The sequence below is a fragment of the Pseudomonas sp. LBUM1643 genome, assembly GCF_059716215.1.
The window spans coordinates 5,201,533-5,224,380 of record NZ_CP166813.1 but is presented as its reverse complement, the minus strand read 5'-3'; the positions used below and the strand labels follow the sequence as shown (position 1 = coordinate 5,224,380).

Here is a 22,848-nt window from a genome sequence, read left to right as displayed (position 1 = left end):
GAAAAAATATAGACAAGAAACACTGCTGTCAAAGGTCGAAAGTGAACCATCGGTCACATTTCAACTATTAGTCACGTGAATGATCCTGTTGTTCACGAGATGGGCTTAATGTGGACGAACGGCAAAATGATCGGCAAGTTCAATGAAACAGGGCTGTGATAGAGCCTTTTACGGGTCAATGGCCTAGAATCCAGCACGAGATTTTTGTACTGCCGACCAGTCTGGAGCTGTCATGACCCCTGCATTGGATTTGTTGAAAAAAGTTCGAGCCGAACATCGCGTGCACAGTTACGAACATGATCCCAAGGCTGCGTCTTACGGATTGGAGGCTGCGGAGAAACTGGGGCTCGACCCGGCACAGGTATTCAAGACCTTGCTGGCAGCCAGTGAGAAGGGTGAGTTACTGGTGGCTGTAGTGCCCGTCGTTGGCAGTCTCGACTTGAAAGGGCTGGCACATGCGGCGGGGGTAAAGAAAGTCGAGATGGCGGACCCGGCAGCGGCGCAGCGGTCGACAGGTTATCTGCTGGGTGGCATCAGTCCGTTGGGGCAGAAGAAGCGTCTGCGCACGTTTATCGACAATTCGGCCCAGCCGTTTGCGAGTATTTTTGTCAGTGCTGGGCGGAGGGGGCTTGAAGTGGAGCTGGCGCCTGCGGTGCTGGCGGAGCATACCCAGGCGAAGTTTGCGGATATCGGCAGGGCATAACCTGGAGTGGGCATGCGCCCAAATCCATTGTGGGAGTGAGCCTGCTCGCGATGGCGAAGTGTCAGTCGACAAATCATTGACTGAAGCACCGTCATCGCGAGCAGGCTCACTCCCACAGTTTAGATCTACAGATGTCAGCTGGTTGTGCTGTACCGTCGGACGCCTGACTCCACTGCCGGTATCTGCGCCGCCGTGCTACCGGTTGCCTGGAACAGCACCAGGTGTTCAGCCGCAACGCGAATGCCGACTGCGGCACCGACCAGATGATCCGCGTGACTTGGGAAGATCGACTCAAGCTGCGCGCCGGTCGGTAACAGCAACCGATACAAGGTTGATGCGCCGAGGAAGGTCTTGCCCACGATGCGGGCTTTCAGGGCGCTATCCGGTGCATAAACGATATCGTCCGGACGCAGCAGCACATCGACCGCGCCACCCACAGGCCAGGTGTAGGCGCGGTTGCCGCGCAGTTCACCCAGTTCGGTCTGCACCGATTCCGGGCTGTTCAGCTGCCCGCGAATGAAGTAACCCTGACCGATGAAACTGGCAACGAAGGGAGTCAGCGGCTCGTGATACAGGTTGTAGGGCGTGTCCCATTGTTCCAGGCGACCCTCTTTGAAAACCCCGACGTGATCGCTCACTGCAAAGGCTTCTTCCTGATCATGGGTGACCAGGATGGCGCTGGTGCCGCGAGCCTTGAGAATGTCGCGTACTTCATGGCTGAGCTTGCGGCGTAACTCGCCATCGAGGTTGGAGAACGGTTCGTCGAGCAGCAGCAATTGGGGCTCCGGCGCTAGCGCACGGGCCAGGGCCACGCGTTGTTGCTGACCACCAGACAACTCATGGGGAAAGCGCTTGCCGAGGTTCTTCAGGTTCACCAGTTCGAGCAATTCTTCGGTGACGCGTTCTTTTTGCGGGTGCTTGCGGATTCCGAATGCGATGTTTTCGGCGACGCTCAAATGCGGAAACAGCGCGTAGTCCTGGAACACCATGCCGATACGGCGTTTCTCTGGCGCAAGCGTGAAGCCGGCGCTGGAGATCGTCTCGCCGGCCAGCTGGATTTCACCTTCATGCACCGGTTCGAACCCGGCAATGGCACGCAAGGTGGTGGTCTTGCCGCAACCCGAAGAGCCGAGCAGGCAACCGATATCACCCGCGTTCAAATGCAGATTGAGATTCTGTACCACGCGCTGATCTTGATAGCCGCAGGCGAGGTTGCGCAGGTTAAGCAGTAATGGCTGGCTCATGCGTGGTGGTACGAAGGCGGGACGAGAAACTCGAGCAAGGCCTTTTGTGCGTGCAGACGATTCTCGGCCTGATCCCAGGCAACGGAGCGCTTGTCGTCGAGCAGGTCGAGGCTGATTTCTTCGCCACGGTGAGCGGGCAGGCAATGCATGAACAAGACGTCCGGAGCGGCCAGGTCGAGCAAGGCCCGGTTGACCTGGAACGGTGCGAACAGCTTCAGGCGCTTGGCGGTCTCTTCTTCCTGGCCCATGGAGGTCCAGACGTCGGTGCTCACCAGGTGTGCACCGCGCACGGCGTCTTTCGGATCGCGGACGATGGTCACACGATCACCGGCTTTGGCCACGAATTCAGCGTTAGGCTCGAAACCTTCCGGGCAGGCAACGCGCAACTGGAAGTCGAACTGGATCGCCGCTTCTATATAGCTGTTGCACATGTTGTTGCCGTCGCCGATCCAGGCCACGGTCTTGCCCTGGATCGAGCCACGGTGTTCGAGGAAAGTCTGCATGTCGGCCAGCAACTGGCACGGGTGCAGGTCATCGGACAGGCCGTTGATCAGCGGAACGCGGGAGTTGGCAGCGAATTCGGTCAGGGTGCTATGGGAAAACGTACGGATCATCACGGCATCGAGCATGCTCGACATCACAATGGCAGCGTCACCGATCGGCTCGCCACGACCCAGTTGGGTGTCACGGGGCGACAGAAAAATCGCTTGGCCACCGAGCTGGATCATGCCGGCTTCGAAGGAAATACGGGTACGGGTCGAGGACTTCTCGAAAATCATCCCGAGAACGCGGTTTTTCAGAGGCTCGAACAGTACGCCGCGGTTACGCAGGTCCTTGAGCTCAACGCCTCGACGGATCACGCTGATTAGCTCTTCGGGCGTGCAATCCATCAGGGAGAGAAAGTGCCTTGCGCTCATCATTGACTACCTTTTTGCAACAGACCGCAGATACTCAAAGCCTTGTTTAACTGAAAAACGGGCGAGACCTGCGGCGTAAGCCGCACGGGGCGACGAAATAGGGGAAGGCGCGATCTTATAATTAAATGTCGCGTCTTACCAATAGGGCTACGGTTTTTAGGGGATTTCAGAGGGGCTACGGGGAGACCGCAGTAGCGCTTTTGAAGCCTGTTTCCTGACAGCAGCCCGCCATTTGTACACTGTGCTTGCGGGGCTTTGCAATCTTGCAGGGCGGGCAGGGTGTATCGCCGGTCGGTTTGCGACCTGTCATTCGGCAAGGCTTATGGAGCCTGTGTCTCGTCTGAAACATTTGCTAAAGCAAAGTGCTGGGTTATAACTACCTTTCGAGCGACGCAGGAAGCTTCCGGAATGGAATCGAAAGAACAGCAATTAATGGAATTACTCAGCCTCACGGCCCGCTCACTGACCCATCTCACGGCCTCAATGACCTCGATGTCCTTCGAGTTGATGCGCAGCCATGACGAAGTCACCAAAGCCGCCGGCAGACGCATGATCGATCGCATGGCCACCATCAGTACCGGACTGGACGAGCATTGGCGCCTGATCGGTGAACTCACTGGTGTGCATGTTGCCCAGGAGCAGATCGAGACCGTCCAGGAGATCCAGCTGCAATCGCCCCCCAGGCTTCCACCGAACTGATCTGCTTGAAGGGTTGGTCGCGATGATCAGTGGCGCTCATCGGCTGGCCTGATGGCCGCCGATTCACAAGACGAACGTCGCTGGCGCACTTTCGGGTCTGGCGCCATAGTTTTGTTCCCGCGGCCGATATTGCCCGCTCAGAACAAAACAGAGACTGGCCATGACCAAGACTCTCCATCACCGTGCGTGCCACCTGTGTGAGGCCATTTGCGGCCTGACCATCGAAACCACTGAAGTTGACGGCGCCGGCGTGCAGATCACCTCGATCAAGGGGGATGCGCAGGACACGTTCAGCCGCGGTCATATCTGTCCCAAGGCCGTTGCGCTGCAGGATATCCAGAACGACCCGGACCGCCTGCATCAGCCGATGCAGCGCGTGGGAAGCGAATGGCAGCCCATCGAGTGGGAAGACGCCTTCAACCTGATCGCCGAGCGCCTTGCGGCGATTCAGGCGCATCACGGGCAGAATGCGGTGGCGGTCTATCAAGGCAACCCCAGCGTGCACAACTACGGGTTGATGACCCATAGCAATTACTTTCTCGGGCTGTTGAAAACCCGCAACCGGTTTTCCGCGACGTCGGTGGACCAGTTACCGCATCACCTCACCAGCCATTTGATGTACGGCCATGGCTTGCTGTTGCCGATCCCGGACATCGATCACACCGATTTCATGTTGATCCTTGGCGGCAATCCGCTGGCGTCCAATGGCAGCATCATGACCGTGCCGGATGTGGAAAAACGCCTGAAGGCTATTCAGGCACGGGGCGGAAAAGTGGTGGTGGTCGATCCGCGTCGCAGCGAAACGGCGGCGATGGCCGATCAGCATCTGTTCGTGCGTCCCGGTGGCGATGCAGCGTTGTTGTTCGGGTTGCTCAACACCTTGTTTGCCGAAGGACTGGACTGCGAAAGCCATCTGCCGGTGGACGGTCTGGATGAAGTGCGTGAGGCGGTCAGCCATTTCACCGCCGAGGCCATGAGCCCGCTGTGCGCGGTGCCGGCCGAGCAGATCCGGCAACTGGCTCGCGATTTTGCTGCGGCACCTACGGCTGTTTGCTATGGGCGCATGGGCGTGTCGACCCAGGCGTTCGGCACGTTGTGCCATTGGCTTGTGCAATTGATCAATCTGGTCAGCGGTAATCTTGATCGGGTCGGTGGTGCGCTGTGCACTGAACCGGCCGTGGATCTGGTGGCGTCTACGTCAGGAGGGCATTTCAATCTGTGGCAAAGCCGTGTCTCCGGGCGCCCGGAGTACGCTGGCGAGCTGCCGGTGTCGGCCTTGGCCGAAGAAATGCTCACCGAAGGGGAAGGGCAGGTACGCGCGCTGGTCACTGTGGCGGGCAATCCGGTGTTGTCGACACCCAATGGCCGGCAATTGGAGCAGGCGCTGGACGGGCTGGAGTTCATGGTCAGCATTGACCTGTACATCAATGAAACCACGCGCTATGCCGACCTGATCCTGCCTTCCACCTCGGCCCTGGAAAACGATCATTACGACACGACGTTCAACATGTTCGCCGTGCGCAATGTCAGTCGGTTCAATCGCGCCATTCTCGCCAAGCCTGAAGGTGCGTTGCACGATTGGGAAATCTTCGTCGGGTTGGCCAAGGCCTTTGCCAGCAAGACCGGCAAGGAGCTGAAACCGACCATCGCGCCGGCCCAGATGATTGATCGGGGCTTGCGGATGGGGGCGTATGGCGATGCGTCGCCGCACAAGCTGTCGCTGGCGACCTTGTTCGATCACCCTCACGGTATCGATCTGGGGGCCCTGAAATCCAACCTGGCGCCGCGTTTGAAAACTGCCAATCAGCGTGTTCAGGCCGCGCCTCCAGCGATTCTCTCGGACCTGGTGCGCTTTGCAGCCTTGCAGGCGCCTGCGCCCGATGAGTTGTTGATGATTGGCCGGCGTCACGTGCGCAGCAACAACTCGTGGATGCACAACTATCACCGACTGGTGAAAGGCAAGCCGCGTCATCAACTGCTCATGCACCCTGAGGATCTCGCCAGCCGCGGCCTTAACGATGGTCAGCGCGTGCGGGTCAGTTCTCGGGTCGGGGTCATCGAAGTGGAGGTGGTTGCCAGCCTGGACATGATGAAAGGCGTGGTCAGCCTGCCCCACGGGTGGGGGCATGCGCGGCCGGGCGTGCAGATGACAATCGCCAGTGGTCAGCCAGGCTCCAGCGCCAATGACCTGACCGATGAATGCCAGCTCGACGAATTGTCGGGTAATGCGGCGCTCAACGGGGTGCCGGTGACCGTGGCGGCGGCGTGATCGTGTCTGTCGGGGAGACCGAGCATAGCGCTCGGGTTTCCGTTACAATGCGCCACCGTGCCGACCTCTGAGTCGGAAAGTTCAGCCGAGGTGCTCCATGGATATCATCGAAACGATTAAAGAGCAGATTGCTAACAACACCATTCTGCTTTACATGAAAGGCTCGCCGAATGCCCCCCAGTGTGGCTTCTCCGCAAAAGCTGCACAGGCCGTGATGGCATGTGGTGAAAAGTTCGCCTACGTGGACATCCTGCAGAACCCGGAAATCCGTGCCAACCTGCCTAAATACGCCAACTGGCCAACCTTCCCGCAACTGTGGGTCGGTGGTGAGCTGGTCGGCGGTAGCGATATCATGACCGAGATGGCTGCGGACGGTTCGTTGCAGAGCACTATCAAGTCTGCTGTCGAAGCAGCTGCTGCGAACAAGACTGAAGCTTAAGGCTGTAGCAGCTCTGTAGGAGCTCTGTAGGAGCTCTGTAGGAGCTGTCGAGTGAAACGAGGCTGCGATCTTTTGATCTTCAGCAAATAAAAGCCCCGCCCTCGTGAGAGGAGCGGGGCTTTTTATTGCGTTTGGTAAGTTGTGTCGAAGTCGAAGTCGAAGTCGAAGTCGAAGTCAATGTCGCTGCTGCTAAAGCCAAGATCGCAGCCTCGTTTCACTCGACAGCTCCTACAGAGCTCCTACAGCCTTACTCTTCGCCCATCTGCGATTGCAGATAGTTCTCAAGACCAACTTTATCGATCAGGCCCAGTTGGGTTTCCAGCCAGTCGATATGTTCTTCTTCAGACTCAAGGATATCTTCGAGCAGTTCACGGCTACCGAAGTCACCTACGGTTTCGCAGTGAGCAATCGCGACCTTCAGATCAGCGTGACCGGTACGTTCGATACGCAGGTCGCACTCAAGCATTTCCTGGGTGTGCTCGCCGATCTGCAGCTTGCCCAGGTCCTGGACGTTCGGCAGGCCTTCAAGGAACAGGATGCGCTTGATCAGCTTGTCCGCGTGCTTCATCTCGTCGATGGATTCGTGATACTCGTGCTTGCCGAGCTTGTTCAGGCCCCAATCTTCGTACATGCGCGCATGCAGGAAATATTGATTGATCGCGACCAGCTCATTGGCAAGGATCTTGTTGAGATGCTGGATGACTGTAATGTCGCCTTTCATGATGGGGTCCTGCCCTTTATTAACTGTCTATAAGGCAGAGTTTGAGCCGCGTCATAAAGAGTGTCAAACCTAAGTTATTGAAAGTTAAGTGAAAATTAATCGGAATAAGAATGTTTGTGTTCCGCGTCTAGCGCCTAAGCGATTGATTTGCAGGCATAAAAAAACCGGACATCAAGTCCGGTTCTTTAAATAGGGTATTTTAAGCGGCCGTAAATTCTACAGGAAAAGGTATCGCGGCCTGGGCCGTTTGCAGTTTGGTCAGGGTTTCACGAACCACTTCCTTGGCAAGGCAGGCGCATTTACCGCATTGGCTGGCTACGCCGGTAGCTTGGCGGACTTCCTTGTAGCTGCAGCAACCTTCATAGATTGCATCGCGAATTTGTCCGTCGGTGACGCCAGTGCAGAGGCAGACATACATAAGTGATAACCGTCGCTGGTTGTGACTCAATTGCGATGGATCTTAATGTTAACGAGAATGATTGTCAAAGTGGTTTCTGAAAGCTTCGCGTTATAAGCGCCCGTCCCTGACGAACGGTTGGCTATAGCATTTTTCTGTGAGAAGCAATTTGGCAGCGTTGAAAAATCCGTTGAGGACAGGTTAAAAACGCAGTGTATGATGGCCGGTCCTTATGAAGCGGGTTCGTGTCACAGGGCTGTCGCCTGAAGGTGGCAGGCTGGCGCAAACCCGGAACTTCACGTTTTTACACCAGGAGATATTCGATGAGCGTACTCGTAGGCAAACAAGCCCCTGACTTCACCGTACCGGCTGTACTCGGCAATGGCGAAATCGTCGACAGCTTTACCCTGTCGTCGGCCATCAAAGGCAAATACGGCCTGGTGTTCTTCTACCCGCTGGACTTCACCTTCGTTTGCCCGTCCGAGCTGATCGCTCTGGACAACCGCATGTCTGACTTCAAGGCACGCAACGTTGAAGTGATCGCCGTGTCGATCGACTCGCACTTCACCCACAACGCCTGGCGCAACACCCCGGTGAACAACGGTGGCATCGGCGAAGTTCGTTACACCATGGCGGCCGACCTGAAGCACGAAATCGCCAAGGCTTACGACGTTGAATCCGAAGGCGGCGTGGCTTTCCGTGGCGCATTCCTGATCGACGACAAGGGCGTTGTCCGCTCGCAGATCATCAACGACCTGCCGCTGGGCCGTAACATTGAAGAGCTGATCCGTCTGGTCGACGCTCTGCAATTCCACGAAGAGCACGGCGAAGTCTGCCCTGCCAACTGGAAAAAAGGCGACAAAGGCATGACCGCTTCGACCGAAGGCGTCGCGGCTTACCTGACCGAAAACGCTGCTGCTTTGTAAGGCGCGTTTCAGGCATAAAAAAACCGGCCTCTGAGGCCGGTTTTTTTGTGGGCGCAAATCAGCAACAGCAATCAGTCGTTGAAGTCTTCCCAGCCACCCATCTGCTTCCAGCGATTGACGATGCCGCAGAACAGCTCGGCTGTCTTTTCGGTGTCGTAGCGAGCCGAGTGGGCCTCGCGACCGTCGAAATCGATGTCAGCGGCCTGGCAGGCCTTGGCGAGCACGGTTTGACCGTAGGCCAGACCGGCAAGCGTTGCAGTATCGAAGCTGGAGAACGGATGAAACGGGTTACGTTTCATGTCCAGGCGCGCTACGGCAGCGTTGAGAAAGCCCAGGTCGAAACTGCTGTTGTGACCGACCAGGATCGCCCGTTTGCAACCGTTGGCTTTCAAAGCCTTGCGGATGCCGCGAAAGATATCGGTCAGTGCAGCTTCTTCGCTGACAGCCATGCGCAACGGATGATCGAGTTTGATCCCGGTAAATTCCAGCGCCGCTGCTTCAATGTTCGCACCTTCAAAAGGCTCTACACGGAAGAAGTAGGTGTGGTCGGGATAAACAAAGCCCTTTTCGTCCATGCCGATGGTTGTTGCGGCGATTTCCAGCAAGGCGTCAGTGGCAGAGTTGAAACCGCCGGTTTCAACGTCGACAACAACTGGCAGGTATCCACGGAAGCGAGCAGCCATCGGGTGGCGTGAACCACCTCCGCCGCCTTGACCGTCCTGTTCGTCGTCGAAATGGTCTTCACTCACGCGTGTTCCTCCAGCAGGCGCCAGCGCAGTTTTTCACCGGCGCGCAGCGGGATAACGGTCAGCTCGCCAAATGGCAGGCTGGTAGGGGCGGTCCATTCATCACGGACCAGGGTAATGCGATCGGTATTGACCGGCAGGCCGTAGAAGCGCGGGCCGTTCAGACTGGCAAAGGCTTCGAGCTTGTCCAGCGCGTTGCGTTGCTCGAACGCTTCGGCGTACATCTCGATCGCTGCATAAGCGGTGTAGCAACCTGCACAGCCGCATGCGGCTTCTTTCGCGTGCTGGGCGTGCGGCGCCGAGTCGGTACCGAGGAAGAACTTTTCGCTGCCGCTGGTGGCGGCGTCGAGCAGGGCTTCCTGGTGTGTATTGCGCTTGAGAATCGGCAGGCAGTAGAAGTGCGGGCGAATCCCGCCAACCAGCATGTGGTTGCGGTTGTACAGCAGGTGATGAGCGGTGATGGTCGCGCCGACGTTGGCCGAGGCCTCGTTGACGAACTGCACGGCGTCTGCGGTAGTGATGTGTTCGAACACTACCTTGAGCGTCGGGAAGCGCTCGACCACACGACGCATGTGCTCGTCGATGAAGATCTTCTCGCGGTCAAAGACGTCGACATCACCGCGGGTGACTTCACCGTGAATCAGCAAGGGCATCCCGACTTCGGCCATGGCCTCTATCGCAGGGAAAATCTTGTCGATGCTGGTGACGCCAGAGTCCGAGTTGGTGGTCGCGCCGGCCGGGTACAGCTTGGCGGCGTGAACAAATCCGCTGGCCTTGGCCTCGCGAATTTCTTCGGGCTGGGTGCGGTCGGTCAGGTAGAGAACCATCAGCGGTTCGAAACGGCTACCGGCCGGCCGTGCGGCCAGAATTCGCTGGCGATAGCCATCGGCTTCAGCAGCGTTGCGTACCGGAGGAACCAGGTTGGGCATGATGATGGCGCGACCAAAGGTGCGCGCAACATCCGCGACGGTATTGGTCAACACGGCACCATCGCGAAGATGAATATGCCAGTCGTCGGGACGCAGCAGGGTCAGGCGGTCGGACATGAGGGGATTCCAGGCGGGTCAAACTGAGGGGAATGCTACCGGAAAAGACTCTTCCAGGCACTCGCTATCAAGTTTTGCCGCAAGCTTCCGATATCCAACAGGTATGCCGTAAACAAGTCTGTGTCGGTCTTTTTGTTGTAGAAGCCAGTGGAGCCTCCCGTGCGCCAGCGTTATTTAGCCTTGCTCAGTGTGTTTGCCAGCGTTCCTGCCATGGCGCTCACTTTCCAGACGCGCCTGGAGAGCATCGAGTGGACGGTCGAAGGGGACAAGTTCGAATGCCGTCTGACTCAACCGATTACCGACTTCGGCGCTGGTGGATTCGTCCGCCGTGCTGGAGAACAGGCGACTTTTCGTCTGACGGCCTTCAACGCCATGATTGGCGGCGGTTCGGCGACCTTGCTGGCTGCCGCCGCGCCCTGGCAGCCGGGGCGTGGCGATATTAACCTGGGGTCTGTGCGCATCGGGAGTGGCAACGTTCTGTTTGACACTTCGCAGGTACAGGCCGGGCGTTTGATCAGCGGCTTGCTGGACGGTCGAAGCCCGGTTATCCGGCATTCATCAGGAGATGGCCGGGTATCGGAAGTGCGACTGCTGCCGGTCAGGTTCAGCCAGGCGTTCAATGACTACCAGAGCTGTGTGGCCAAGCTGCTGCCGAAGAATTTTGAACAAATCCGGCAGTCCCAGATAGGTTTTTCCGGCGAAGGCCTGGATCTGGACGCCCGAGCCAAGGCCCAGTTGCAGGTGATGCTCGAGTTCATGAAGGCTGATCCGACGGTCAATCACATCGAACTGGACGGTCACTCCGACAACAGTGGTAATCGCCTCACCAACCGTGACCTCTCGCGACGTCGTGCCCTGGCGGTCATGGAGTTCTTCAAGGCCAATGGCGTTCAGGAATCGCAGATCACGATGCGCTTTCATGGCGAACGTTATCCTGTGGCCCCTAACAACAGCGCCGCTAACCGGGCGAAGAATCGCCGGGTCGCCGTGCGCCTCGAAAGGGTGGCACCCACGGAGAAGGCCACGCCGCAAGTCGCGCCACAAATCACTGCACCCGGCAGTACGTCGGCAACATCCTGACTTGCCGGTCATCGTCGCGCTCTCGACAGAATCTGTCGCTTCGTCGTCATAAGCTGTCGCGCCTCTGTAAATTATTGCGCATGACCGGTAGACTCGACGGCTTTCCGTAGAACCCCGTGGAGTGATGGCATGGCGGACGTAAACAAGGTCGTTCTGGCGTATTCCGGCGGCCTGGACACTTCGGTGATCCTCAAGTGGCTGCAGGATACTTATAACTGTGAAGTGGTGACGTTCACCGCTGACCTGGGTCAGGGCGAAGAGGTCGAACCTGCACGCGCCAAGGCTCAGGCCATGGGCGTCAAAGAGATCTACATCGACGATTTGCGCGAAGAGTTCGTGCGTGATTTCGTTTTCCCGATGTTCCGCGCCAACACCGTTTACGAAGGCGAGTACCTGTTGGGTACTTCCATCGCTCGTCCGTTGATTGCCAAACGCCTGATCGAAATCGCCAACGAAACCGGCGCTGACGCTATCTCCCATGGTGCCACTGGCAAGGGTAACGACCAGGTTCGTTTCGAACTGGGCGCTTACGCCTTGAAACCTGGTGTGAAAGTGATTGCCCCTTGGCGTGAGTGGGACCTGCTGTCCCGCGAGAAGCTGATGGATTACGCCGAGAAGCACAATATTCCGATCGAGCGTCACGGCAAGAAGAAATCCCCGTACTCGATGGACGCCAACCTGCTGCACATCTCCTATGAAGGCGGCGTGCTGGAAGACACCTGGACCGAGCACGAAGAAGACATGTGGAAATGGACCGTCTCCCCGGAGCAGGCTCCTGACAAGGCTCAGTACCTGGAACTGACCTACCGCAATGGCGACATCGTTGCACTGGATGGTGTCGAGATGACCCCGGCCACCGTTCTGGCGACCCTGAACAAAATCGGTGGCGAGCACGGTATCGGCCGTCTGGATATCGTGGAAAACCGTTACGTGGGCATGAAGTCCCGTGGCTGCTACGAAACCCCTGGCGGCACCATCATGCTGCGCGCTCACCGTGCGATCGAATCGATCACGCTGGACCGTGAAGTGGCTCACCTCAAAGACGAGCTGATGCCAAAGTACGCGAGCCTGATCTACACCGGTTACTGGTGGAGCCCGGAGCGTCTGATGCTGCAACAGATGATCGATGCCTCCCAGGTACACGTGAACGGTGTTGTGCGTCTGAAGCTGTACAAAGGCAATGTGATCGTTACAGGTCGCAAGTCCGACGAATCGTTGTTCGATGCGAACATTGCGACCTTCGAAGAAGACGGCGGTGCCTACAACCAGGCGGACGCGGCGGGCTTCATCAAGCTCAACGCCTTGCGCATGCGCATTGCCGCGAACAAAGGCCGGAAGCTTTTCTGAGCCCTTTGAGCGTTAACCCCGCGCAGTGATGTGTGGCCTTGTCAGCGACAAGGCCACACATTCGAAAAAAGAAATGTTCCATTTGAATGTGCTGCGTTTTCTCGTGCGCTTTCAATTCCTTCCCGTTTTATCTCTCAGGTTGGGTCTCTACGCTACTGGTTGCCATGTGCCAGTGGGGTGTCATGTTCCATGATCGTCAGGTCATTCGAGCTCAAATTGTAAGACGCGCAGAACGTGCTGCCTTTTTTCGCGTGCTTGAAATTATCGAGCGCGCTCGCCTGCAGCAAAACCTCCGAATCCGCACACGTGATGAATACGATCGCACGGGCTCGTTTTCCCGGTTCGTCCTGAATGTTCTCAACTGAAAAGTTGATGACAGTTTTTTTACTGACTCCCCGCACGTCGACGATATAGAGGTCCTTGAGTCGCTTGGGAAAACGAATGTAATGCTCCATAGGTCGGGGTATGCGCAAACCTTCCTCGCTTGGCGCTTTGGCTTCGCGCGTCTGCGAGCGCTCGTTGCCCATGACTTTCAGGAAATGTTTACTCTTTTCAAAGTCGGCAGGCGCATAGAGTGAGCGGTAGTTGAAATTGAGCGTGGCGAAGAAAAGCAGCAGTAAATAAAAAGGGAAACTGATTAGAAACCAGACATAAATCTCTCGTTCCGAATCGTCGAGAAAGGGTAGGGAGATAGCCGCCGACGTTTCAGACAGTGTTGCGAATATGGCGATAATTGTCATGGGGTTGGTTATTCGTTGTTTGAGTTTGTTCATGATTTTTTCTCATCTGTTTTATCTTTTTCTCGTGGGTTTAGGGTTTTACAGGGCGCTACAGTGGTTCGACTGGCGCTCTGCTTCTTAGAGTGGGCAGGATTTTTTATAATAGTTGTTGGCTGACGTCGGTAAGGTTAGTTGTGAGGTGCGGTATTTTTAGAGTGAATTAAAAAGGTCTAAGTGTGGCGTCTTCTTTATCGTAATCTATTGCTGGATGAATTATAAATTGACTGCTCACATTTTTGTTAACGCGTTTGTTGTTGTGAGTGGATACAAAAACTATAAAAAATCGAAATATTACGAGACGATTTACACTTCAGAGGGGCTGTTCAGAAGGTTTTTTTGTAGGACAAATCTTCAATATTTGTAGGAATCGTCTCTCGGTGCAAGCAGGCGGGGGGGCTGCCATGCCATGGGCGAAACGACTAGGCTATTGTGCTGGTTCTAAAAATTCGAACAGCGAAATTGGACTTGCCCATGAATAAAGTGCTGATCGTGGATGATCACCCCGTCATTCGTCTTGCGGTACGTATGCTGATGGAGCGTCATGGCTACGAGGTCGTTGCCGAAACCGATAATGGCGTGGATGCATTGCAGCTGGCTCGTGACCATATGCCGGATATTGTCATTCTGGATATTCATATACCGAAGTTGGACGGGCTTGAAGTTATCGCGCGCCTGGTATCGACAGCAATGCCGATTAAAGTCCTGATTTTAACGTCGCAGGCTCCGGGGCATTTTTCAATGCGTTGCATGCAGTCTGGCGCGGCAGGATATGTTTGCAAACAGCAGGATCTTACTGAATTGCTTAGTGCAATAAAGGCTGTGTTGTCAGGTTACAGCTACTTTCCGAACCAGGCCTTGCACACCGTGCGTTCCAGTTTGGGAAATGCCAGTGAAGCCGACATGGTGGATCGCTTGTCCGGACGAGAAATGATGGTGTTGCAACAGTTGGCTCGAGGTAAAACCAACAAGGAGATTGCCGATGGAATGTTTCTCAGCAATAAAACGGTCAGCACGTACAAAACCCGGTTGCTATTGAAACTTAATGCGCGTTCGCTTGTTGACCTGATCGAGCTGGCACAACGCAATGGACTGGTGTGATTGATCTCGCGTTCATCAAAGTTTCGCACCTGGTAAAAAGCCTCCGTTTCGGGAGGCTTTTAGGTGTCATAGGTCAAAATCGTAATCGGCCAGTTGCTTCTGCAATCGGCGCTCCTCCAGCATATTGTCGATGGTACGGCGCTTGCTGAGGTTGGTCTTTGCCACTTCCACTACCGGTTCAGCGTCTTCGGCTTCAACGGCTGTGAAGTCTTCTTCTACGTCCAATTGCTCTTTGCCAGTGCTCATAGGTTAACTCCAGGCTAAGACTGCCGTTGGCGCCTCTTATAGCGATAATCTCCCTGCGGGTAAAAAAGATTTTTTCAATCGATGTATCAATAAAACCAATAGCGGCTCAATCGTCCGAAGTCTTGTGCTTGAATTCGCACAGATCTTCGATGCGACAGCTCCCGCAGCGAGGCTTGCGGGCCAGGCAGACGTAGCGGCCATGGAGGATCAGCCAATGATGAGAATCGAGCAAATATTGTTTCGGCACGAACTTCATCAGTTTGTTTTCCACCTCGACCACATTCTTTCCGGGCGCAATGCCGGTGCGATTGCTGACCCGGAAAATATGAGTGTCTACGGCCATGGTCAGCTGACGGAACGCAGTATTGAGCACGACATTCGCCGTCTTGCGACCCACCCCTGGTAGCGCTTCCAACTCCTCGCGAGTCTGCGGCACTTGGCCGCCGTGACGTTCCACGAGCAACCGACAGGTCTCGATCACATTTTTCGCTTTGCTGTTGAACAGGCCGATGGTCTTGATGTATTCCGACAACCCCTCGACACCCAACGCATGAATGGCCGCCGGAGTATTCGCCACCGGGTAGAGTTTGGCGGTGGCCTTGTTGACGCCCACATCAGTTGACTGCGCCGAGAGGATTACCGCGATCAGCAGTTCGAACGGCGAGGAATAGGCCAGTTCGGTTTTCGGTTCCGGGTTGTCTTCGTGAAGCCTGCGAAAAATTTCCAGCCGTTTTGCTGCATTCATGGACAGTACGTTTCTCCGAAGGAGGTCAGTGTGATGAGGTAGGACGGGCCCAAGCCTGCCAGGCAGCGATCAATAATCCGAGCAGGATGAAACCGCCGGGTGCCAGGGTGGCCAGACGTATCCCGCTTGTGCCGAGGATTTCACGCAGCAGTCCGAGGCCGACCATCAATGCGCCGAACAGGACGCACAATCGAAGGCGATCACGCCAGTTATTCTGGAAAAAACCGGAGTGGTCCAGAATGACGCACTGCAAGGCAATAAATCCTGAGTAGATTCCGAGGTGTTGGTGCCATTGCAGTGACCAGGCCCGTGCGGCAATTTCCGCGCAACCGGTCAACGTCGCCGCCAGCAACACCCCCGCCACCAAATGGGTCGCAGGCATCAAACGGGTTCGCACAGCGTTCATGCTCAGGCCGAAAGACAGGGTCACCACCATAAACATCAGCCACACGCCCAAAGCGGTCATCCACGAGCCCGTAGCACCGATCAATGGCGCGAGCATCAGCGAGTTCCGCAGTGACGATGTCTTATCCATGGCTGTCAGCCCCGATTAACGCTTGCCGATGTTCATCGAAATAGCGCAACGCATCATGGATCGCATTGATCGCCGCGCGGGAGGTGATGGTGGCCCCCGCTATCTGATCGAATTGCCCCTGATCCTTTTTCAGCGCCCAGCCATTGTTGCCGGTTTCCGCCAGAGACAGGCCGGAAAACACCTGAAGCCAGCCATTTGGCCATTCGGCGATTCGCGCACCCAGCCCGGAGGTTTCGGATTGCTTGAGCGTTTTAACGCCCAGCAACTTGCCATTGACGTCGATGGCGATCAGCAGCTCGAGAGTACCTGCGTAACCGGTAGTCTGGCTGCGTAGCAATATGGCGCTGGGTTGATCGGCTCTGGTCGCGCGATAGCCAGCCAGCAGAGTGCTGTTGGCCAATGTGGTGTCGGTGAGTGTGAGGGGCAGTTCCAGCGGTTGATTGTCGTAGCTGTCAGGCGAAAGCATATCCAGCAGCTTGCGACTGTCGATCAGGCGTTGTTGCGCGGCGATCCCCGGGGCACTGACATGCTGCGCGAAATACGTCGCGGCCATGCCCAGACCTGCAACCAACACCAGGATCACGCCACTCGTTGCTCGGTTCACGGCGCAATCCTTTCCTGTCTCGCTGTGACCAGCCGCTCCAGCGCCGGTACGCAGAGGTTCATCAATAGCACGGCAAACGCCACACCATCGGGATAACCGCCCCAGGTGCGGATCAAGTACGTCAACAGTCCCACGCCCGCACCGAACATCAATCGCGCGCCGGGGCTGTTTGGTCCGGACACCGGCTCGGTGGCGATGAAGAAGGCGCCCAGCATGGTCGCGCCGGTGAGCAGGTGAAACAGCGGAGACCCATTGGAGTCGGAGCCCGAACCGTTCCAGCACAACAAACTTATGACGAACAGGCTCGCCAGCATGCCGACAGGCGCATGCCAGCTGAACACCCGCCGTTGCAGCAGAAAGACGCCACCCGCGAGGAACGCCAGGTTGACCCATTCCACGCCACGTCCGCCAAAGTGACCGAACGCAGGGTTGCCCGCGAACAGTTCGTCCATGGTCAGGCTTTTGTTGATGCGCAGGCTGTCCAGTGCGGTGGCTTGAACCCAGGCATCCGGTGACTGGCCGGAATTAGAGCCGAAGATATGCTGCAAACCACCCACCAGGTCCATGCCGTGGGACGATGGCCAATGGGTCATCGGTTGAGGAAAGCTCACAATCACCAAGGCGAAGCCAAGCATGGCCGGGTTAAACGGATTGCTGCCGACTCCGCCGTACAGGTGTTTGCCCAATACCATCGAAAAGCTCGCGGCGCTGACGGTCAGCCACCAAGGGCAATAAGGCGGCAAAGCCAACGCCAGTAAGGTCGCGGTGACTAGCGCGCTACCGTCCCACACGTTCGCCGAAATTGGGCGCTTGCGCAGTTGCAGCAGCACCGCTTCAACGGCCAGCGCGCTGACAGCGGCGAGAATCAGATTGATCAATACCCCCCAGCCATACAGCCAAAACATCGCCAGCATGCCTGGCAGAGTCGCCAGCAACACCAGCTTCATGGCCTGCTGAAGACGCTCGTCGACCGGTTCAAGGGGTGGCATAACTGTCCACCAGGCGCTCGGCTTCATTCAACGCACGTTCCAATGCCTCGATCTGCTCCGGCGGCAACTCGCTGGATTGCGCCTTTTTGAGCTCGGCGCGACGCATGGCCAACTGGATTTTTGCACGATTCAACTCAGCATTTTTCGCCGGGGGAGCCGGCGTCGGCAGGGCCGCTGAACCGTCTTCCAGTGTTGCCAATGCCTGTTCGGCCGCCTCGAATTGCTGCTGCAGGATGATCAACTGCGACTGCTGATCGAAGGTGGGAGGGTGCCCAAACGCCTTGAGTGATTTATTCAACTGCGCGCGACTCATGGCCAGATCGATCTTGGCTTTTTTCAGCGCCGTGTCGGCGGTGGCAGCTTTTTGCGCCCGAACGCGTTCCAGTGCGGCCTGCACCGGATCGAGCGTCGAGGCGCTGGGCTGTGGCGCGGTTCGATGCGCACGGGCCTGACGCTCGGCCAGTTTCTGTTCTTCCTCACGATGCAAACGGGCATTACGCTGTTCGAAGCGACGCCGTGCGTGATTGCGTTTAACGGCTCGCGAGCGTTGTTCCTCAAGGCTGACGGCCAGACCGCCAACAATAGGCACCACCGTCGCCAGCGGCAGCGGACGCATTTCGATGCAATCTACCGGGCAAGGCGCTACGCACAGATCGCAACCGGTGCATTCGTCGATGATGACGGTGTGCATCAGTTTCGCCGCGCCGACGATTGCATCTACCGGGCATGCCTGAATGCACTTGGTGCAACCGATGCACTCAGCTTCCCGAATAAAAGCAATTTGCGCAGGCGCAGAACCGCGGCTGGTATCCAGTTCCAGCACCGGGACTTTCAACAGGTCGGCCAGGGCCGCGATGGTTTCACTGCCACCGGGAGGACACTTGTTGATCGACTCACCGCTGGCAATGCCTTCGGCGTAGGGTTTGCATCCGGGATGACCGCATTTACCGCATTGGGTCTGCGGCAAGAGGGCGTCGATGCGTTGAATCAGACTCATGTTTTGATCAGTCCGGTGAATCCGAGAAAAGCCACTGCAATCAGGCCGGCGCTGATCAGATCGATCGGCAGGCCGCGAAAGGGCAGGGGGACATCGTTATCGAGCGTGCGTTGGCGTAAATCGCTGAACAGGCTCAGCACCAGCCAGAACCCCAACCCTGCACCAAGGCTCAGCGCCGTAGCGTGGAAAAAACCCTTGTCGTCCTGAACGTTGATCAGCATTAACCCCAAGAGTCCGGCGTTGCCTAGCACCAGTGGCCAAAGCCCCTGGAATGAAAGCTGTGGCAGCAGTCGCGTCAACAGCGTCAGCAGCGGAGTTATCAACAGGACGTTGAGCGGCAGGAACACGAACAGACTCAACGATGTCAGCTCCAACGGCACCAACACCCCCTGATAGAGCGCATAACCGAGCACGCCGACCACCAGCATCAGGCTGGTCGTTGCAATGCCCAGTGCATGGACCTGTTGGCGCTGGGCGCCGAGCAGTGGATCGACGCCCAGCGGCCAGTGCAACACAAAGTTGTTGATCAGGGCAGCGCTGATGAGTGTAAGAAGCGTCTCGGTCATGATCGTCCGTATCCGAACATATTGCTGGTCGCCGATTACCTTGTAGGAGCTGCCGCAGGCTGCGATCTTTTGATCTTATAAAGCAAGATCAAAAGATCGCAGCCTGCGGCAGCTCCGACAAGGGGAAAGCCGGACCTGAGAGATAGTATGGGCCAGACATGAAAATCCCACAGGCGCGCCGGGCACGACTGTGGGATAGGGGTGTCGCGCAGACTTACTTGATGCGCTGACCTGGCTTGGCGCCACTGTCCGGGCTGAGCAGGTAGATCTCTTCACCACCAGGACCGGCGGCCATCACCATGCCTTCGGAGATCCCGAACTTCATTTTGCGCGGCTTGAGGTTGGCAATCATCATGGTCAGGCGACCGTCGAGCCTGGACGGATCCGGGTAAGCACTCTTGATCCCGGAGAACACGTTACGTTGCTCCCCACCGATGTCCAGGGTCAGGCGCAGCAGCTTGTCGGCACCTTCCACGTGTTCGGCTTTTACGATCAGGGCGACACGCAGGTCGACTGCGGCAAAGGCATCGAAATCGATTTCCGGCGACAGCGGATCCTTGGCCAGTTCGCCATCGGCAACGGGTGCAGCGCTGCCGGTGTCAGTCTGGCTGGCAGTCAGGTCTTCTTTAGAAGCGTCGGTCATGGCTTGCACCTTCACCGGATCGATACGGGTCATCAGCGGCTTGAACTCGTTCAGCTGATGGTTGCCGAGCAAGGTCGCGTGGTCGTTCCAGGTCAGCGGCGCGACGTTCAGGAACGCCTCGGCGTCTGCGGCCAGCAGCGGCAGCACAGGTTTGAGGAAGATCACCAGCTGGCGGAACAGGTTGATGCCGGTGGCGCAGATGGCCTGGACTTCTTCCTGCTTGCCTTCCTGTTTGTTCAGCGACCACGGTGCCTTGTCGGCGATCCAGGCGTTGGCACGGTCGGCCAGGCCCATGATCTCGCGCATGGCGCGGGCAAAGTCGCGGGCTTCATAGGCGTCGGCAATGCTTGGCGCAGCGGCCAGGAACGCATCGGTCAGCTCGGGCGCGGCGTTGGTGTCGACCATCACGCCGGCATTGCCTTTATTGATGAAACCGGCACAACGGCTGGCGATGTTGACGACTTTACCGACCAGGTCGGAGTTGACCTTCTGCACGAAGTCTTCGAGGTTCAGGTCCAGGTCGTCGACGCCACGACCCAGCTTGGCCGCGTAGTAGTAGCGCAGGTATTCCGGTGACAGGTGATCCAGGTAGGTCCGGGCCTTGATGAAGGTGCCGCGGGACTTGGACATTTTCTGACCATTGACGGTCAGGTAGCCGTGGACGTTGATGCCGGTCGGCTTGCGCAAACCCGCGCCTTCTAGCATGGCTGGCCAGAACAGGGCGTGGAAATTGACGATGTCCTTGCCGATGAAGTGATACAGCTCAGCGGTCGAGTCCTTGGCCCAGAACGCGTCGAAATCCAGGTCCGGGCGACGGGCGCAAAGGTTCTTGAAGCTCGCCATGTAGCCGATCGGCGCATCCAGCCAGACGTAGAAGTATTTGCCGGGCTCGTCCGGGATCTCGAAGCCGAAGTACGGCGCATCGCGGGAGATGTCCCACTGTTGCAGGCCGGCATCCAGCCATTCGGCGATCTTGTTGGCGACGGCGTCTTGCAGGGTGCCACTGCGGGTCCAGGCTTGCAGCATTTCCTGGAAGTCCGGCAGTTTGAAGAAGAAGTGCTGGGAATCCTTCAGCACCGGAGTGGCGCCGGAGATCGCCGACTTCGGATCTTTCAGATCGGTCGGGGCGTAGGTCGCACCGCATTTTTCGCAGTTGTCGCCGTACTGGTCTTCCGTGCCGCATTTAGGGCAGGTGCCCTTGATGAAGCGGTCGGCCAGGAACATTTTCTTTTCCGGGTCGAAGTACTGGGTGATCGAACGCTGGGCGATGTGCCCGGCGTCACGCAGTTTCAGGTAGATCTGACTCGACAGCTCACGGTTTTCGTCGGCGTGAGTGGAGTGGAAATTATCGAAGTCCACCAGGAACTCGGCAAAGTCGGCGCTGTGTTCAGCCTGGACGTTGGCGATCAGTTGTTCCGGGGTGATGCCTTCCTTTTCCGCGCGCAGCATGATGGCCGAACCGTGGGCGTCGTCGGCGCAGACATAGATGCATTGGTTGCCGCGGTGCTTCTGGAAGCGCACCCACATATCGGTCTGGATATATTCCAGCATGTGGCCAAGATGGATCGAACCATTGGCATAGGGCAGGGCGCTGGTGACGAGGATCTTGCGTGGCTCGGACATGGGGCTCGGCTACTTGATGAAACGGAGGTCGGCCACTATAAAGCGCCGGCGCATATTTTTCACCCCGTGTGCCTGTATCCAAATGCGCTGAATGTAAAAATCATCGTTACGCATGACTGCGGTGCAGGGGCGTTTTTGTGGCGAGGGAGCTTGCTCCCGTTCGGCTGCGCAGCAGTCGTATATCGATGGGGCGGCTTCGCCACCCAGCGGGAGCAAGCTCCCTCGCCACAGGACTGTGTTCACTGCAAATGATTGTCGGGCATGCCGTCCATGACCTAGAACGGTTAGGATACCCGCCTGATTTTCCAGTCTTGTTATCGGAGTTGCCCATGAGCGCCGTCAATCGCGCAGCGGTGGAAGCCGTCCTTCGCCAATACACCGACCCTTATTTGAACCAGGACCCGGTCAGCGCCGGGTGCGTACGCAGCATCGACGTCCAGGGTGATCGTGTCAGCGTCCGGCTGGAACTGGGCTACGCCGCCGGTCTGTTCAAAAGTGGCTGGGCGCAGATGCTGCAAATGGCCATCGAAGGCCTGGAGGGCGTTACGAGCGCCCGTGTCGACATCACCAGCGTCATCGCTGCGCACAAGGCTCAGGCACAGATCCCGGGCCTGGCCAACGTCAAGAACGTCGTGGCCGTCGCTTCCGGCAAGGGCGGTGTGGGCAAATCCACCACCGCTGCCAACCTGGCCCTGGCCCTGGCCCGCGAAGGCGCCAAGGTCGGGATTCTCGACGCGGACATCTACGGTCCTAGCCAGGGCATCATGTTTGGTATCCCTGAAGGCACCCGACCAAAGGTCAAAGACCAGAAGTGGTTTGTGCCGATCGAGTCCCATGGTGTCGAAGTGATGTCCATGGCGTTCCTGACTGACGACAACACGCCGATGGTCTGGCGCGGCCCGATGGTCTCCGGTGCGCTGTTGCAACTGGTCACCCAGACCGCGTGGGGCGACCTGGATTATCTGGTCATCGACATGCCGCCAGGCACCGGTGATATTCAGCTGACCCTCGCACAAAAAGTCCCGGTGGCCGGTGCCGTCATCGTCACCACGCCGCAAGACCTGGCGTTGCTCGATGCGCGCAAAGGCGTCGAGATGTTCCGCAAGGTCAACATTCCGGTGCTGGGTGTCGTGGAAAACATGGCCGTGCACATCTGCTCCAATTGCGGACATGCCGAGCATCTGTTCGGTGAGGGCGGTGGTGTGAAACTGGCCAGCCAGTACGGCGTCGAGTTGCTGGCGTCGTTGCCACTGGCGATGGCGATCCGCGAACAGGCGGATGGCGGCAAACCGACGGTGATCGCCGAGCCGGACAGCCCTATCGCAATGGTTTACCAGGAGCTCGCTCGTCATGTCGGCGCGCGGATCGTGTTGCAGGAAGCGGTATCGCCGGCGATGCCGAACATCACCATCAGCGACGATTGATTCAACGAACGGATCGCAGCCTCCTGTAGCAGCTGCCGAGGTACGAGGCTGCGTTGGGCTGCGTA

The 22,848-nt window shown here is 57.4% G+C and carries 24 protein-coding genes; 9 read left to right on the top strand and 15 right to left on the bottom strand.

The window, feature by feature from the left end; all coding sequences use genetic code 11:
* Positions 1 to 232 precede the first annotated feature (232 nt).
* Positions 233 to 703, top strand: coding sequence for a Cys-tRNA(Pro) deacylase (ybaK, locus tag ACA063_RS23565; protein ID WP_007971306.1), 471 nt, complete (start codon positions 233 to 235; stop codon positions 701 to 703).
* A gap of 134 nt (positions 704 to 837) precedes the next feature.
* Here the strand turns inward: ybaK and ACA063_RS23560 are convergent, their stop codons facing one another.
* Together ACA063_RS23560 and argF are read right to left on the bottom strand one after the other, a co-directional pair.
* Positions 838 to 1,947, bottom strand: a complete 1,110-nt coding sequence (locus tag ACA063_RS23560; protein ID WP_497663567.1) for an ABC transporter ATP-binding protein — start codon at positions 1,945 to 1,947, stop codon at positions 838 to 840.
* Positions 1,944 to 2,864, bottom strand: coding sequence for an ornithine carbamoyltransferase (argF, locus tag ACA063_RS23555; protein WP_162439408.1), 921 nt, complete (start codon positions 2,862 to 2,864; stop codon positions 1,944 to 1,946). The genes ACA063_RS23560 and argF overlap by 4 nt, the downstream gene beginning before the upstream one ends.
* 408 nt (positions 2,865 to 3,272) lie before the next feature.
* Here argF and plzR point away from each other — a divergent pair, with 408 nt between their 5' ends.
* The 3 genes from plzR to grxD all read left to right on the top strand — a co-directional run bounded on the left by plzR (position 3,273) and on the right by grxD (position 6,271).
* Positions 3,273 to 3,563 carry a PlzR type 4 pili assembly inhibitor gene (gene plzR / locus ACA063_RS23550; RefSeq protein WP_490148194.1) on the top strand — a complete coding sequence of 97 codons (291 nt, stop codon included), beginning with the start codon at positions 3,273 to 3,275 and terminating at the stop codon, positions 3,561 to 3,563.
* Between the two features lie 160 nt (positions 3,564 to 3,723).
* Entirely contained in the window at positions 3,724 to 5,832 is a 2,109-nt protein-coding gene (locus tag ACA063_RS23545) for a molybdopterin oxidoreductase family protein (RefSeq protein WP_497663566.1), read from the top strand.
* A gap of 97 nt (positions 5,833 to 5,929) precedes the next feature.
* Positions 5,930 to 6,271 (top strand): Grx4 family monothiol glutaredoxin, encoded by a 342-nt coding sequence (grxD, locus tag ACA063_RS23540; protein WP_497663565.1) that lies wholly within the window; start codon positions 5,930 to 5,932, stop codon positions 6,269 to 6,271.
* Positions 6,272 to 6,518: 247 nt separating this feature from the next.
* On the opposite strand, the gene bfr is transcribed toward grxD, so the two are convergent.
* Positions 6,519 to 6,992: a bacterioferritin gene (gene bfr, locus ACA063_RS23535; protein ID WP_017340571.1), complete on the bottom strand. Its 474-nt coding sequence runs from the start codon at positions 6,990 to 6,992 to the stop codon at positions 6,519 to 6,521.
* Positions 6,993 to 7,191: 199 nt separating this feature from the next.
* Positions 7,192 to 7,410 carry a bacterioferritin-associated ferredoxin gene (locus ACA063_RS23530; RefSeq protein WP_008057530.1) on the bottom strand — a complete coding sequence of 73 codons (219 nt, stop codon included), beginning with the start codon at positions 7,408 to 7,410 and terminating at the stop codon, positions 7,192 to 7,194.
* Between the two features lie 302 nt (positions 7,411 to 7,712).
* On the opposite strand from ACA063_RS23530, the gene ACA063_RS23525 reads away from it, so the two are divergent.
* Complete coding sequence (locus ACA063_RS23525; RefSeq protein ID WP_064679479.1) at positions 7,713 to 8,315, top strand: peroxiredoxin; 603 nt, start codon at positions 7,713 to 7,715, stop codon at positions 8,313 to 8,315.
* A 71-nt stretch (positions 8,316 to 8,386) separates the two neighbouring features.
* On the opposite strand, the gene rnt is transcribed toward ACA063_RS23525, so the two are convergent.
* Together rnt and pyrC are read right to left on the bottom strand one after the other, a co-directional pair.
* Complete coding sequence (rnt, locus tag ACA063_RS23520) at positions 8,387 to 9,064, bottom strand: ribonuclease T (protein WP_162439412.1); 678 nt, start codon at positions 9,062 to 9,064, stop codon at positions 8,387 to 8,389.
* On the bottom strand, positions 9,061 to 10,107 hold the full coding sequence (gene pyrC, locus ACA063_RS23515) for a dihydroorotase (RefSeq protein ID WP_162439413.1): 1,047 nt from the start codon (positions 10,105 to 10,107) through the stop codon (positions 9,061 to 9,063). Before pyrC ends, rnt begins: the two co-directional genes overlap by 4 nt.
* A 159-nt stretch (positions 10,108 to 10,266) precedes the next feature.
* Here pyrC and ACA063_RS23510 point away from each other — a divergent pair, with 159 nt between their 5' ends.
* Both ACA063_RS23510 and ACA063_RS23505 read left to right on the top strand, forming a co-directional pair.
* The gene (locus tag ACA063_RS23510) at positions 10,267 to 11,187 is read left to right on the top strand and encodes a flagellar protein MotY (RefSeq protein ID WP_497663564.1); all 921 of its coding nucleotides are present in this window, start codon (positions 10,267 to 10,269) and stop codon (positions 11,185 to 11,187) included.
* Positions 11,188 to 11,316: 129 nt separating this feature from the next.
* Entirely contained in the window at positions 11,317 to 12,534 is a 1,218-nt protein-coding gene (locus ACA063_RS23505; RefSeq protein ID WP_497663563.1) for an argininosuccinate synthase, read from the top strand.
* A 152-nt stretch (positions 12,535 to 12,686) separates the two neighbouring features.
* On the opposite strand, the gene ACA063_RS23500 is transcribed toward ACA063_RS23505, so the two are convergent.
* Positions 12,687 to 13,307 carry a hypothetical protein gene (locus ACA063_RS23500; protein ID WP_497663562.1) on the bottom strand — a complete coding sequence of 207 codons (621 nt, stop codon included), beginning with the start codon at positions 13,305 to 13,307 and terminating at the stop codon, positions 12,687 to 12,689.
* 477 nt (positions 13,308 to 13,784) lie between these two features.
* Here ACA063_RS23500 and ACA063_RS23495 point away from each other — a divergent pair, with 477 nt between their 5' ends.
* A complete protein-coding gene (locus tag ACA063_RS23495; RefSeq protein WP_162439416.1) occupies positions 13,785 to 14,411 on the top strand; it encodes a response regulator transcription factor in 627 nt (208 codons plus the stop codon).
* Between the two features lie 66 nt (positions 14,412 to 14,477).
* Here ACA063_RS23495 and ACA063_RS23490 read toward each other — a convergent pair whose 3' ends face one another.
* The 8 genes from ACA063_RS23490 to metG form a co-directional block, all read right to left on the bottom strand.
* A complete protein-coding gene (locus tag ACA063_RS23490; protein WP_162439417.1) occupies positions 14,478 to 14,657 on the bottom strand; it encodes a PA3496 family putative envelope integrity protein in 180 nt (59 codons plus the stop codon).
* Between the two features lie 106 nt (positions 14,658 to 14,763).
* Positions 14,764 to 15,402, bottom strand: a complete 639-nt coding sequence (nth, locus tag ACA063_RS23485) for an endonuclease III (RefSeq protein ID WP_497663561.1) — start codon at positions 15,400 to 15,402, stop codon at positions 14,764 to 14,766.
* A gap of 25 nt (positions 15,403 to 15,427) precedes the next feature.
* Positions 15,428 to 15,937, bottom strand: coding sequence for an Rnf-Nqr domain containing protein (locus ACA063_RS23480; RefSeq protein ID WP_497663560.1), 510 nt, complete (start codon positions 15,935 to 15,937; stop codon positions 15,428 to 15,430).
* Positions 15,930 to 16,541 carry an RnfABCDGE type electron transport complex subunit G gene (locus ACA063_RS23475; RefSeq protein ID WP_497663559.1) on the bottom strand — a complete coding sequence of 204 codons (612 nt, stop codon included), beginning with the start codon at positions 16,539 to 16,541 and terminating at the stop codon, positions 15,930 to 15,932. Before ACA063_RS23475 ends, ACA063_RS23480 begins: the two co-directional genes overlap by 8 nt.
* Complete coding sequence (locus ACA063_RS23470) at positions 16,538 to 17,530, bottom strand: RnfABCDGE type electron transport complex subunit D (protein WP_497663558.1); 993 nt, start codon at positions 17,528 to 17,530, stop codon at positions 16,538 to 16,540. The genes ACA063_RS23475 and ACA063_RS23470 overlap by 4 nt, the downstream gene beginning before the upstream one ends.
* Positions 17,517 to 18,527, bottom strand: a complete 1,011-nt coding sequence (rsxB, locus tag ACA063_RS23465; protein WP_497663557.1) for an electron transport complex subunit RsxB — start codon at positions 18,525 to 18,527, stop codon at positions 17,517 to 17,519. Before rsxB ends, ACA063_RS23470 begins: the two co-directional genes overlap by 14 nt.
* Positions 18,524 to 19,093 carry an Rnf-Nqr domain containing protein gene (locus tag ACA063_RS23460; RefSeq protein ID WP_497663556.1) on the bottom strand — a complete coding sequence of 190 codons (570 nt, stop codon included), beginning with the start codon at positions 19,091 to 19,093 and terminating at the stop codon, positions 18,524 to 18,526. Before ACA063_RS23460 ends, rsxB begins: the two co-directional genes overlap by 4 nt.
* 214 nt (positions 19,094 to 19,307) lie before the next feature.
* Positions 19,308 to 21,359, bottom strand: coding sequence for a methionine--tRNA ligase (gene metG, locus ACA063_RS23455; protein WP_497663555.1), 2,052 nt, complete (start codon positions 21,357 to 21,359; stop codon positions 19,308 to 19,310).
* A gap of 329 nt (positions 21,360 to 21,688) precedes the next feature.
* Between metG and apbC the strand changes: the two genes are divergently transcribed.
* The gene (apbC, locus tag ACA063_RS23450; protein ID WP_497663554.1) at positions 21,689 to 22,783 is read left to right on the top strand and encodes an iron-sulfur cluster carrier protein ApbC; all 1,095 of its coding nucleotides are present in this window, start codon (positions 21,689 to 21,691) and stop codon (positions 22,781 to 22,783) included.
* The last annotated feature ends 65 nt before the right edge of the window (positions 22,784 to 22,848 follow it).

Excerpts from the sequence above, each read along its gene's own strand:
- ACA063_RS23495 (WP_162439416.1), top strand. The coding sequence starts at position 13,785 with ATGAATAAAGTGCTGATCGTGGATGATCACCCCGTCATTCGTCTTGCG.
- apbC (WP_497663554.1), top strand. The coding sequence starts at position 21,689 with ATGAGCGCCGTCAATCGCGCAGCGGTGGAAGCCGTCCTTCGCCAATAC.
- nth (WP_497663561.1), bottom strand. The coding sequence starts at position 15,402 with ATGAATGCAGCAAAACGGCTGGAAATTTTTCGCAGGCTTCACGAAGAC.
- ACA063_RS23525 (WP_064679479.1), top strand. The coding sequence starts at position 7,713 with ATGAGCGTACTCGTAGGCAAACAAGCCCCTGACTTCACCGTACCGGCT.
- ACA063_RS23560 (WP_497663567.1), bottom strand. The coding sequence starts at position 1,947 with ATGAGCCAGCCATTACTGCTTAACCTGCGCAACCTCGCCTGCGGCTAT.
- ACA063_RS23530 (WP_008057530.1), bottom strand. The coding sequence starts at position 7,410 with ATGTATGTCTGCCTCTGCACTGGCGTCACCGACGGACAAATTCGCGAT.
- ACA063_RS23505 (WP_497663563.1), top strand. The coding sequence starts at position 11,317 with ATGGCGGACGTAAACAAGGTCGTTCTGGCGTATTCCGGCGGCCTGGAC.
- grxD (WP_497663565.1), top strand. The coding sequence starts at position 5,930 with ATGGATATCATCGAAACGATTAAAGAGCAGATTGCTAACAACACCATT.
- ACA063_RS23545 (WP_497663566.1), top strand. The coding sequence starts at position 3,724 with ATGACCAAGACTCTCCATCACCGTGCGTGCCACCTGTGTGAGGCCATT.
- argF (WP_162439408.1), bottom strand. The coding sequence starts at position 2,864 with ATGAGCGCAAGGCACTTTCTCTCCCTGATGGATTGCACGCCCGAAGAG.
- pyrC (WP_162439413.1), bottom strand. The coding sequence starts at position 10,107 with ATGTCCGACCGCCTGACCCTGCTGCGTCCCGACGACTGGCATATTCAT.
- ACA063_RS23470 (WP_497663558.1), bottom strand. The coding sequence starts at position 17,530 with ATGCCACCCCTTGAACCGGTCGACGAGCGTCTTCAGCAGGCCATGAAG.
- metG (WP_497663555.1), bottom strand. The coding sequence starts at position 21,359 with ATGTCCGAGCCACGCAAGATCCTCGTCACCAGCGCCCTGCCCTATGCC.
- ACA063_RS23480 (WP_497663560.1), bottom strand. The coding sequence starts at position 15,937 with ATGGATAAGACATCGTCACTGCGGAACTCGCTGATGCTCGCGCCATTG.
- ACA063_RS23490 (WP_162439417.1), bottom strand. The coding sequence starts at position 14,657 with ATGAGCACTGGCAAAGAGCAATTGGACGTAGAAGAAGACTTCACAGCC.
- rsxB (WP_497663557.1), bottom strand. The coding sequence starts at position 18,527 with ATGAGTCTGATTCAACGCATCGACGCCCTCTTGCCGCAGACCCAATGC.
- ACA063_RS23500 (WP_497663562.1), bottom strand. The coding sequence starts at position 13,307 with ATGAACAAACTCAAACAACGAATAACCAACCCCATGACAATTATCGCC.
- ACA063_RS23460 (WP_497663556.1), bottom strand. The coding sequence starts at position 19,093 with ATGACCGAGACGCTTCTTACACTCATCAGCGCTGCCCTGATCAACAAC.
- bfr (WP_017340571.1), bottom strand. The coding sequence starts at position 6,992 with ATGAAAGGCGACATTACAGTCATCCAGCATCTCAACAAGATCCTTGCC.
- ybaK (WP_007971306.1), top strand. The coding sequence starts at position 233 with ATGACCCCTGCATTGGATTTGTTGAAAAAAGTTCGAGCCGAACATCGC.
- plzR (WP_490148194.1), top strand. The coding sequence starts at position 3,273 with ATGGAATCGAAAGAACAGCAATTAATGGAATTACTCAGCCTCACGGCC.